Source organism: Exiguobacterium sp. s146 (assembly GCF_018618415.1).
Taxonomy (GTDB): Bacteria; Bacillota; Bacilli; order Exiguobacteriales; family Exiguobacteriaceae; genus Exiguobacterium.
On sequence record NZ_JACSMA010000007.1, the window covers coordinates 44432 to 53609 of the forward strand.

At 49.5% G+C, this 9178-nt stretch carries 14 protein-coding genes; all 14 read left to right on the forward strand.

Annotated elements, in window-relative coordinates; genetic code table 11:
* Positions 1–97 precede the first annotated feature (97 nt).
* Positions 98–316 carry a translation initiation factor IF-1 gene (infA, locus tag KNP83_RS14460; RefSeq protein WP_021066622.1) on the forward strand — a complete coding sequence of 73 codons (219 nt, stop codon included), beginning with the start codon at positions 98–100 and terminating at the stop codon, positions 314–316.
* Positions 317–346: 30 nt separating this feature from the next.
* Positions 347–460, forward strand: a complete 114-nt coding sequence (gene rpmJ, locus KNP83_RS14465; RefSeq protein ID WP_003156543.1) for a 50S ribosomal protein L36 — start codon at positions 347–349, stop codon at positions 458–460.
* Positions 461–479: 19 nt separating this feature from the next.
* Positions 480–845 carry a 30S ribosomal protein S13 gene (gene rpsM / locus KNP83_RS14470; RefSeq protein WP_214763060.1) on the forward strand — a complete coding sequence of 122 codons (366 nt, stop codon included), beginning with the start codon at positions 480–482 and terminating at the stop codon, positions 843–845.
* 16 nt (positions 846–861) lie between these two features.
* Positions 862–1257: a 30S ribosomal protein S11 gene (rpsK, locus tag KNP83_RS14475; protein WP_021066624.1), complete on the forward strand. Its 396-nt coding sequence runs from the start codon at positions 862–864 to the stop codon at positions 1255–1257.
* Positions 1258–1349: 92 nt separating this feature from the next.
* A complete protein-coding gene (locus KNP83_RS14480) occupies positions 1350–2294 on the forward strand; it encodes a DNA-directed RNA polymerase subunit alpha (RefSeq protein ID WP_021066625.1) in 945 nt (314 codons plus the stop codon).
* Positions 2295–2318: 24 nt separating this feature from the next.
* A complete protein-coding gene (gene rplQ, locus KNP83_RS14485) occupies positions 2319–2672 on the forward strand; it encodes a 50S ribosomal protein L17 (RefSeq protein WP_012727650.1) in 354 nt (117 codons plus the stop codon).
* A 69-nt stretch (positions 2673–2741) separates the two neighbouring features.
* Positions 2742–3578: an energy-coupling factor transporter ATPase gene (locus KNP83_RS14490; protein ID WP_214763061.1), complete on the forward strand. Its 837-nt coding sequence runs from the start codon at positions 2742–2744 to the stop codon at positions 3576–3578.
* Positions 3554–4432: an energy-coupling factor transporter ATPase gene (locus KNP83_RS14495; RefSeq protein ID WP_214763062.1), complete on the forward strand. Its 879-nt coding sequence runs from the start codon at positions 3554–3556 to the stop codon at positions 4430–4432. The genes KNP83_RS14490 and KNP83_RS14495 overlap by 25 nt, the downstream gene beginning before the upstream one ends.
* A complete protein-coding gene (locus KNP83_RS14500; RefSeq protein ID WP_214763063.1) occupies positions 4429–5220 on the forward strand; it encodes an energy-coupling factor transporter transmembrane component T family protein in 792 nt (263 codons plus the stop codon). The genes KNP83_RS14495 and KNP83_RS14500 overlap by 4 nt, the downstream gene beginning before the upstream one ends.
* Complete coding sequence (gene truA, locus KNP83_RS14505) at positions 5217–5960, forward strand: tRNA pseudouridine(38-40) synthase TruA (RefSeq protein ID WP_214763064.1); 744 nt, start codon at positions 5217–5219, stop codon at positions 5958–5960. Before KNP83_RS14500 ends, truA begins: the two co-directional genes overlap by 4 nt.
* Before the next feature lie 154 nt (positions 5961–6114).
* On the forward strand, positions 6115–6552 hold the full coding sequence (gene rplM / locus KNP83_RS14510; RefSeq protein WP_021066630.1) for a 50S ribosomal protein L13: 438 nt from the start codon (positions 6115–6117) through the stop codon (positions 6550–6552).
* Between the two features lie 25 nt (positions 6553–6577).
* Entirely contained in the window at positions 6578–6970 is a 393-nt protein-coding gene (rpsI, locus tag KNP83_RS14515; protein ID WP_021066631.1) for a 30S ribosomal protein S9, read from the forward strand.
* Positions 6971–7112: 142 nt separating this feature from the next.
* Positions 7113–8144 (forward strand): Mrp/NBP35 family ATP-binding protein, encoded by a 1032-nt coding sequence (locus KNP83_RS14520; RefSeq protein ID WP_021066632.1) that lies wholly within the window; start codon positions 7113–7115, stop codon positions 8142–8144.
* A 34-nt stretch (positions 8145–8178) separates the two neighbouring features.
* On the forward strand, positions 8179–8799 hold the full coding sequence (locus KNP83_RS14525) for a KinB-signaling pathway activation protein (RefSeq protein WP_251139411.1): 621 nt from the start codon (positions 8179–8181) through the stop codon (positions 8797–8799).
* Positions 8800–9178: the final 379 nt, after the last annotated feature.

Genomic DNA, 9178 nt, shown 5'->3' on the forward strand with positions numbered 1-9178 from the left:
TGCTTCGTGCTGATCCGTAACGGATCCTTCTCTCACAGTACAATGCGATAGATCGTCTGTGCTCCTAAATATCTTCATATAGAAAGGGGAATAAATGATGGCGAAACAAGATGTCATTGAAGTGGAAGGCACTGTTGTCGAACCACTTCCAAACGCAATGTTTAAAGTGGAGTTAGAAAACGGCCACACGGTGCTCGCGCACGTCTCAGGGAAAATTCGGATGCACTATATTCGAATCCTTCCAGGTGACCGCGTAACTGTCGAGTTGTCTCCGTACGACTTGACTCGCGGGCGGATTACGTACCGTTACAAGTAACTCCGATTTTTCCAGGAGGAGGGTATAATCATGAAAGTAAGACCGTCGGTAAAACCGATCTGCGAAAAATGTAAAGTTATTCGTCGTAAGGGTAAAGTAATGGTAATTTGCGAAAACCCGAAACACAAACAAAAACAAGGTTAATCTAAGAGGAGGTGCACACATGGCACGTATTGCTGGTGTAGATATTCCACGCGAAAAACGTATCGTTATTTCGCTCACATACATCTTTGGTATTGGTAAAACAAGAGCACAAGAAATTTTGAAGACTGCAAACGTATCTGAAGAAACACGCACACGTGATTTGACAGAAGACGAAATCAACCGTATCCGTGAAGCAATTGACGGAATTAAAGTTGAAGGTGACCTTCGTCGTGAAGTTTCACTCAACATCAAACGTTTGATCGAGATCGGCGCTTATCGCGGTGTTCGTCACCGTCGTAGTCTCCCTGTTCGCGGACAAAACACGAAGAACAACTCGCGTACTCGTAAAGGCCCACGCCGTACAGTAGCGAACAAGAAGAAGTAAAGGAGGGAATTGAACAATGGCGAAACGTAAGCAAAATGTACGTTCAAAACGTAAAGTCAAAAAACATGTTGAAGTCGGTGTGGTACACATCCGTTCTACTTTCAACAACACAATCATTACAATTACTGACACGCAAGGTAACGCGATCTCATGGGCTACTTCTGGTAACCTTGGATTTAAAGGATCACGTAAATCGACTCCGTTCGCAGCACAATTGGCTGCTGAAACTGCAGCGAAAGTTGCAATGGACAACGGTATGCGTACAGTAGAAGTTAACGTTAAAGGTCCTGGTGCTGGACGTGAAGCGGCTATCCGTGCCCTCCAAGCTACTGGTCTTGAAGTAACTGCAATCCGTGACGTAACACCAGTTCCGCACAACGGTTGCCGCCCTCCAAAACGTCGCCGCGTATAATCGCTTGTGCGTGTGAAGGGCTTACCTAGCACAAACAGCATATACAATGCAGCTCGCGCTGCATGGCAGGATACACTCAAGGAGGGGTTCAGATGATCGAGATTGAAAAACCAAAGATCGAAACGGTCGAAATCAGCGAGGATGCTACGTTTGGTAAATTCGTGGTGGAACCGCTTGAACGTGGATATGGCACGACTCTCGGCAACTCACTACGTCGGATTCTTTTGTCATCGCTCCCTGGTGCAGCGGTAACAGCGGTTCAAATCGATGGCGTACTTCATGAGTTCTCTACGATTGATGGAGTCGTCGAAGACGTCACGCAAATCGTATTAAACCTCAAGAAGTTGGCTCTCAAAGTGTACTCGGACGAAGAGAAAACGCTTGAGATTAATGTTTCAAGTGCCGGTGCTGTCACTGCGGCAGACATTACCCATGATAGCGACGTTGAAATCTTGAATCCTGAGCTCCACATCGCGACTCTCGCTGACAATGCGACGCTTCGCATGCGTTTGACTGCTCGCCGTGGCCGTGGTTACGTCCAGGCAGAAGATAACAAACGTGATGATATGCCGATTGGCGTAATTCCAATCGATTCGATCTACACACCGATTCAACGCGTGAACTACGAAGTAGATAAAACACGTGTCGGTCAAGATGCTAGCTTCGATAAGCTTCTATTAGACGTGTGGACAGATGGTTCAATCCGTCCGGAAGAAGCGGTATCGCTCGGGGCGAAAATTTTGACAGAACACTTGAACATCTTTGTTGGCTTGACTGACGAAGCTCTCAATGCAGAAATTATGGTCGAGAAAGAAGAAGACCAAAAAGAAAAAGTACTCGAAATGACGATTGAAGAACTCGATCTCTCAGTTCGTTCGTACAACTGCTTGAAGCGCGCTGGCATCAACACGGTTCAAGAACTCGCAAACAAATCTGAGGAAGAGATGATGAAAGTTCGTAACCTCGGACGTAAATCACTCGAAGAAGTTCAACTCAAGTTGGACGAACTCGGTTTGGGCTTGCGTAAAGAAGACTAAGTTCAAACGAAGGAGGGAAATGTAATGGCTTATTCGAAACTCGGCCGTACAAGCTCGCAACGTAAGGCACTTTTACGTGATCTTGCAACTGACCTTATTATCAACGAGCGCATTCAAACAACTGAACAAAAAGCGAAAGAACTTCGCCCAGTCGTTGAAAAATTGATCACTCTTGGGAAACGTGGCGATCTTCATGCCCGTCGTCAAGTAGCTTCATTCGTTCGCAAAGAGAACGCTGGAGAAAAAGACGCAATCCAAAAATTGTTCGAAGACGTGGCACCACGCTACGCTGAACGTCAAGGTGGATACACACGCATCATGAAAGTCGGCCCACGCCGCGGTGACGGTGCGGAAGTCGTAATCATCGAACTCGTCTAATTCATTAGGCAGTCAACAGGGCATGCGGTGACGTATTGCCCTGTTTCCACATCGGAAAGGAGTCGTCAGATGGAATCTCAAATTATGGTACGCGATATCGTGTTTCGTTACCCGGGACAGACCGAGCCAGCCCTCAATGGGTTGTCACTCGACGTATACAAAGGGGAATGGCTCGCAATCGTTGGCCATAACGGTTCTGGCAAGTCGACTTTGACAAAGTTGTGGAATGGGCTTTTGCTTCCTCAGGAAGGAGAAGTCCGGGTTGAGGCACTCGATCCAACGGACGCCACAGACGTGTGGGACGTTCGGAAACGGATCGGTGTCGTCTTCCAAAATCCCGACAACCAGTTTGTCGGGGCGACCGTGCGCGATGATGTGGCATTCTCTCTCGAAAACATGGGACTTCCACGTCAAGAAATGGTTCGTCGAATTGATGACAGTCTAGCGCGCGTTGGATTATCGGAACTAGCGGACCGTGAACCGCATCAGTTATCCGGTGGACAAAAGCAGCGTGTTGCGATTGCTTCGGCTCTCGCAATGCGCCCGCATGTCCTCGTGCTCGATGAAGCTACCTCGATGCTTGACCCGATTGGGCGGCAAGAGGTGATTGAAACGGTACAACAGCTCGTCTCAGAAGGGATGACCGTTGTCGCCATTACCCACGAGCTCGACGAAGTGTTGTTTGCCGACCGTATCATTGCATTGTCGAAAGGCAAGATTGCGATGACCGGCACACCCGAAGACGTGTTTCAAAATCCGGAGGCGTTACGAGCCATTCAGCTCGATGTACCGTTTATTGTCCGGATGCAACTCGAACTGAAGGAACGGGGCATACCACTCGATCGTCTGATGCTACAACATTCGGAGTTGGTGAACCATCTATGCCGATTAGCATTGAAGAAGTGACTTACCAATATCAATTGAATACTCCGTTTGAACGAACCGCGCTGCGCGATGTGAATGTCATGATTCCGTCGGGGGCGCTTGTTGCGTTTCTTGGCCATACCGGCTCTGGGAAATCAACGCTCGTTCAACATATGAACGGCCTGTTGCGGCCGACGAAAGGTCGTGTCGTCGTCGATGATATCGAAGTCCGTGCGATTACGAAGCGTCGCGATAAAAAACAAAGCTTACTCCCGCTTCGGCGCCGCGTTGGGCTCGTCTTTCAATATCCGGAACATCAATTATTTGAAGAGACGGTCGAACGCGACGTCATGTTCGGTCCACGTAACTTCGGGGCGTCTGAAGACGAAGCGAAAGAACGGGCCCACGTTGCCTTGCGCCTTGTCGGGCTCGATGAAGCGCTATGGAGCCGTTCGCCGTTCGATCTATCAGGCGGACAGATGCGCCGTGTCGCCATCGCCGGAGTACTCGCCAGCCGTCCGGACGTTCTCGTCGTGGATGAACCGACAGCAGGGCTCGATCCGCTCGGTCGTCGCGAGATGCTTGCGTTATTCAAACGATTAAAACAAGAACTTGATTTGACGCTCATTCTCGTCTCGCACGATATGGATGACGTGTTGGCCTATGCGGAACGTGTCGTCGTCATGGCACAAGGCGAGGTCGCCTTTGATGGCGATCCGTTCGACTTATTCAAAGACGAGGCACTCGTCGAGGCGCTCCAGCTCGAGATCCCGCACGTGCTTCGTTTCGCCAATGAACTCGCCCCTGTGTTTGGGGTTGCCACACCGTCGCTTCGAACCGAGAACGAATTAGCGGATTGGATTGCGCTCGAGCTAGGAAGGGGGAGAGCGACTTGATTATCGGACAGTACATTCCCGGACACTCTTGGCTCCACACACTCGATGCGCGAGCCAAGACGCTGTTTATCCTCGCTTTCATTCCCATCGTCTTTTTGGCGGATAACTTATGGACGAACGTATTCTTGCTCGGCTTCACGTTGTTTGCCGTGAGATTGTCGCAACTGTCGTGGCGGTACTTATGGAACGGACTGAAGATGATTCTATTCCTCATCATCTTTACGCTGTTGCTGCAGTTGTTCTTTAATCGCGAGGGAACCGAGTTGATTTCCTTCGGACCGTTCGCAATCTATTCGGAAGGTGTCCGCATGGGCTTAATCGTCTCGCTCCGGTTCTTCTATCTCGTCATGCTGACGACGCTCGTGACGCTGACGACGACACCAATGGAACTGACCGACTCGATTGAGGCCGGACTGCGCCCGCTCGAACGTTTTAAAGTGCCGGCGCATGAGATTGCGCTTATGTTGTCTATCTCGCTCCGGTTTTTACCGACATTGGCTGACGAGACCGATCGCATCATGAAGGCACAACAGGCACGAGGAGTCGATTTGAAGAGCGGTCCGATCAAGGATCGCCTCAAAGCAGTCGTCCCGCTCATGATCCCTTTATTCGTATCTGCGTTTAAACGCGCTGAGGACCTCGCTACGGCGATGGAAGCTCGAGGGTACCGTGGGGGTGAAGGGCGGACGCGATTGCGTGAGATGACGTGGCACCGTCGTGATACGGCGTTGCTCCTCGTCTTTGTCATCGTGACGCTCATTCTAATCGGATTGCGAGGGATTGGATGATGAAGCGAATCAAACTGACGGTAGCGTATGACGGGACGAACTATGCGGGCTATCAGGTACAACCGAATGGGAATACGATACAAGCTGAAGTGGAGGCCGTCTTGACACGGATGCATAGCCGAGCCGTGAAAGTCGTGGCCTCTGGTCGTACGGATGCCCGGGTCCACGCGAGAGGACAGGTCTTGCACTTCGATACACACCTCTCGATGCCGGCCGATCGGTTCGTCAAAGCATTAAATGCGATGTTACCGGATGATATCCACGTCCGAGCGGCCGAAGAAGCCGATGCGTCGTTTCATGCACGGTATGGGGCGAAACGGAAAGAATATCGCTATTTCTTCCGTTCCAACGCTGACCCGTTCCGACGCCATCATGCCGTGACGGTGACGTATACGCTCGATCATGAGCGGATGCGCCAGGCGTTGCGTCTGTTGGTCGGGACTCACGACTTCACGTCCTTCTCGGTGACGAAGGCGGAAGTGGAGGACCGTATCCGGACCATCTATGAAGCGGAGCTCGTCGAAGCAGGTGATGAGATGTACTTCCGATTCGTCGGATCCGGCTTTCTCTATAACCAAGTTCGGATTATGGTGGGCACGTTGCTTGAAGTAGGACGAGGGAAATATGAGCCGGCCGATGTGAGTCGAATGTTGGCTTCGAAAGACCGGCGTAGCGCTGGGATTACGGCCCCACCGCACGGTCTATATTTATGGAATGTGAATTATGAAAAAGTAGATTGACATTCCCCCTATAAAATCGTATTATATTCATTGGCATTTCATTTTCACATTGAGAGATGAACCACAATCTTAGCCCCGTAAACTAGGATTATGATAAAGCATCAACCAAGTACTACAAAAACTAAGTAAACAGACATTTTAGGAGGTATTCCACATGCGCACGACATTCATGGCAAAAGCATCTGAAGTAGAACGCAAATGGCTCCTTATCGACGCAGAAGGCAAAACACTTGGTCGTTTGACTAGTGAAGTAGCATCACTTCTTCGCGGTAAGCACAAGCCGACTTTCACACCACACGTTGATTGCGGAGACCACGTCATCATCATCAACGCTGAGAAAATCCACTTGACTGGTAACAAATTGAACGACAAGATTTACTACCGTCATTCAGGTCATCCAGGCGGTTTGAAATCACAAACTGCAAAAGAGCTTCTCGCAAAACGTCCAGAGCGTATGCTTGAACTCGCAATCAAAGGGATGCTTCCAAAAGGATCACTTGGTCGTCAATCATTCAACAAACTCCACGTTTACGCTGGAGCTGAGCACAACCACGCAGCACAAAAACCAGAAGTTTACGAACTTCGCGGTTAATCGGGACACAGGGAGGAACTAAACGATGGCAGATGTACGTTACTACGGAACAGGCCGCCGCAAACACTCGGTGGCTCGCGTTCACCTCGTTGCAGGTGACGGCAAAGTTGTTGTAAATGGCCGTGATATTTCAGAATACTTCGGTCATGAGACTTTGATCATGATGGCAAAATCACCACTCGTATTGACTGAAACAGAAGGTAAATACGATGTAATCGTTAACGTTAACGGTGGTGGATTCACAGGACAAGCTGGAGCGATTCGCCACGGCGTATCACGTGCGCTTCTTCAAGCGGACCCAGAATTCCGTCCAAGCCTCAAAGAAAAAGGCTTCTTGACTCGTGACGCTCGCATGAAAGAACGTAAAAAATACGGTCTTAAAGCTGCACGTCGCGCACCACAATTCTCGAAGCGTTAATCTTCGAACAATTTGGTTCAAACTCTCTGTCCATTGGGGCGGAGAGTTTTTTTGTTGCGCATGAAATTGTTGCATTCCGTTCCCTCAAGAAAACGCTTTTTTTGATATACTGTTAGCGAGACAGAAATTAGGGGGAAACCACATGCTTACAGTAGAACAAGTTCGTGAAGAATTGGCGGGGTTGATCGATCCAACAATCAACCGTACGCTTGGAGATACAGCTGGCGTGAAGGATATTCGCATTAAAGAAGATTATGTCAGTGTGAAAGTCGCGCTCGGTCAGACCGGGAGCGGGGAACAGCTCCAACTTCAACAAGAGATCGTCACGCTATTGAAAGGGAAAGGCTTCAAGACGGTCGGCCTTCGTTTCGAGGCGCTCAATGACGAGAGCTTGAAAGAAGCGACGAAACCAGCGATTCTTCGTGAGAACGCAGGCACGACGTTTATCGCGATTGCGTCAGGAAAAGGTGGCGTCGGGAAATCGACGGTATCGGTCAACTTGGCCGTCGCGCTCGCACGGGCTGGGAAGAAGGTCGGATTGATTGATGCGGATATCTACGGATTCAGTGTGCCCGATATGCTTGGCATTGAAGAGCGTCCAGTCGTGCGCGGAGAGAAAATCATTCCGGTCGAGCGGTTCGGTGTAAAAGTCATCTCGATGGGCTTCTTCGTCGAAGATAACGCGCCGGTCATCTGGCGTGGACCGATGCTCGGGAAGATGCTCAATAACTTCTTCAATGATGTCGAGTGGGGCGACTTGGATTACTTGCTCCTCGATTTACCGCCAGGAACAGGTGATGTCGCCCTCGATATCCATTCAATGCTCCCGGCGTGCCAAGAGTTGATTGTCACAACACCGCACGCAACGGCCGCGTTCGTTGCCGCACGGGCTGGGGCAATGGCGATTAAGACGAACCATAAAGTGCTCGGCATCATTGAGAACATGGCGTACTTCGAAAGTAAAGTAACGGGAGAGAAAGAGTATGTCTTCGGTTACGGTGGAGGCGAAAAGTTGTCTGAGGCACTGAAGAGCAAGTTGCTCGCGCAAATCCCGCTCGGTCAGCCATACGAAAACGAAGAAGATTTTGCCCCGTCGGTTTATCGGGACGGGCATCCGTTTGAGAAAACATACGATGGATTGGCACAAGCGGTCATTCAACAGATAGAAGGGTAATGGTTCACAAATGAAGGTACAAGGATTTTTAAGGTTGTTTTGGACGACGCTCGTCTTCGGGACGTTGTTTGGGTTTGTCATGAACTTACTGGCCAATCCAGGCTATTTAGTGAGTCAATCTTGGGAAGCCATCGTCACGGCGCTTAGCTACTCGAGTACGTGGACGGGGATTAGCATGATGGGGTTCTTTGCGTACTTGATTGTCCACCGGGTCGGCTTGGACTTGTTCCGAGGACCAAGGTTATGGAATCGCGTGCAAGTGCTATTGATTGCCTTCGCATTGTTTGATGCGGTATATCTTCGCATGCTCGCGTTCGGCAACGATCATATGTGGCGTTATATCGGGGAGATGGTCGTCTTGGTGCTGGTATCTTGGGTGATTGCGACGAGTAAGGCGAAACAGACGAACGCGAGTGCGTTCATCCCGACGCTCTTCTTGATGATCGTCATCACATTAATCGAATGGATTCCAGCTCTTCAGGCGACGGATGAAATTGCCCTCTTGTGGCCGGCTTTAGCGACGCTTGTGTTTGCCAACGCGTATCAAGTCTTGATGCTGCACCGCTTCCAAGCGCCTGCTCAAGCAGAAAACGTTAAACCGTCGACGGCGGGCAAGGTCAAAACGAAGAAACGTGTGTCATCTAAATCATCGTGACAGCGAATTAGCACAAGCCCAGACCATGGTCTGGGCTTGTTTGTTTGAGACGTTCTCTCGTGCGGTAAAGAGCGTGAAATAAATTATAAAGTTTTTTTAGAAAAACAGTTGACGAAAAAGGGGGGCGCTGATATATTAATAAACGTCGCTGCTGTTCACACACGAACAACAGAAAGCGAATTTAAAAAATAATAAAAAACGGTTGACTTTAAATAGTCAAATCGCTATTATTAAAAAGTCGCTAACACGACAACATTTGGTCTTTGAAAACTGAACGATGAGGCAAAAATGTTTTACAATTTTTGAATGAAGCGCAAGCTTCGTCATTTTCAAGAGCTATATCAAATTCTTTGGAGAGTTTGATCCTGGCTCAGGACGA

Bases quoted from the DNA above. Each gene is read 5' to 3' on its own strand.
- infA (WP_021066622.1), top strand. From the start codon at position 98: ATGGCGAAACAAGATGTCATTGAAGTGGAAGGCACTGTTGTCGAACCA.
- rpmJ (WP_003156543.1), top strand. From the start codon at position 347: ATGAAAGTAAGACCGTCGGTAAAACCGATCTGCGAAAAATGTAAAGTT.
- rpsM (WP_214763060.1), top strand. From the start codon at position 480: ATGGCACGTATTGCTGGTGTAGATATTCCACGCGAAAAACGTATCGTT.
- rpsK (WP_021066624.1), top strand. From the start codon at position 862: ATGGCGAAACGTAAGCAAAATGTACGTTCAAAACGTAAAGTCAAAAAA.
- KNP83_RS14480 (WP_021066625.1), top strand. From the start codon at position 1,350: ATGATCGAGATTGAAAAACCAAAGATCGAAACGGTCGAAATCAGCGAG.
- rplQ (WP_012727650.1), top strand. From the start codon at position 2,319: ATGGCTTATTCGAAACTCGGCCGTACAAGCTCGCAACGTAAGGCACTT.
- KNP83_RS14490 (WP_214763061.1), top strand. From the start codon at position 2,742: ATGGAATCTCAAATTATGGTACGCGATATCGTGTTTCGTTACCCGGGA.
- KNP83_RS14495 (WP_214763062.1), top strand. From the start codon at position 3,554: ATGCCGATTAGCATTGAAGAAGTGACTTACCAATATCAATTGAATACT.
- truA (WP_214763064.1), top strand. From the start codon at position 5,217: ATGATGAAGCGAATCAAACTGACGGTAGCGTATGACGGGACGAACTAT.
- rplM (WP_021066630.1), top strand. From the start codon at position 6,115: ATGCGCACGACATTCATGGCAAAAGCATCTGAAGTAGAACGCAAATGG.
- rpsI (WP_021066631.1), top strand. From the start codon at position 6,578: ATGGCAGATGTACGTTACTACGGAACAGGCCGCCGCAAACACTCGGTG.
- KNP83_RS14520 (WP_021066632.1), top strand. From the start codon at position 7,113: ATGCTTACAGTAGAACAAGTTCGTGAAGAATTGGCGGGGTTGATCGAT.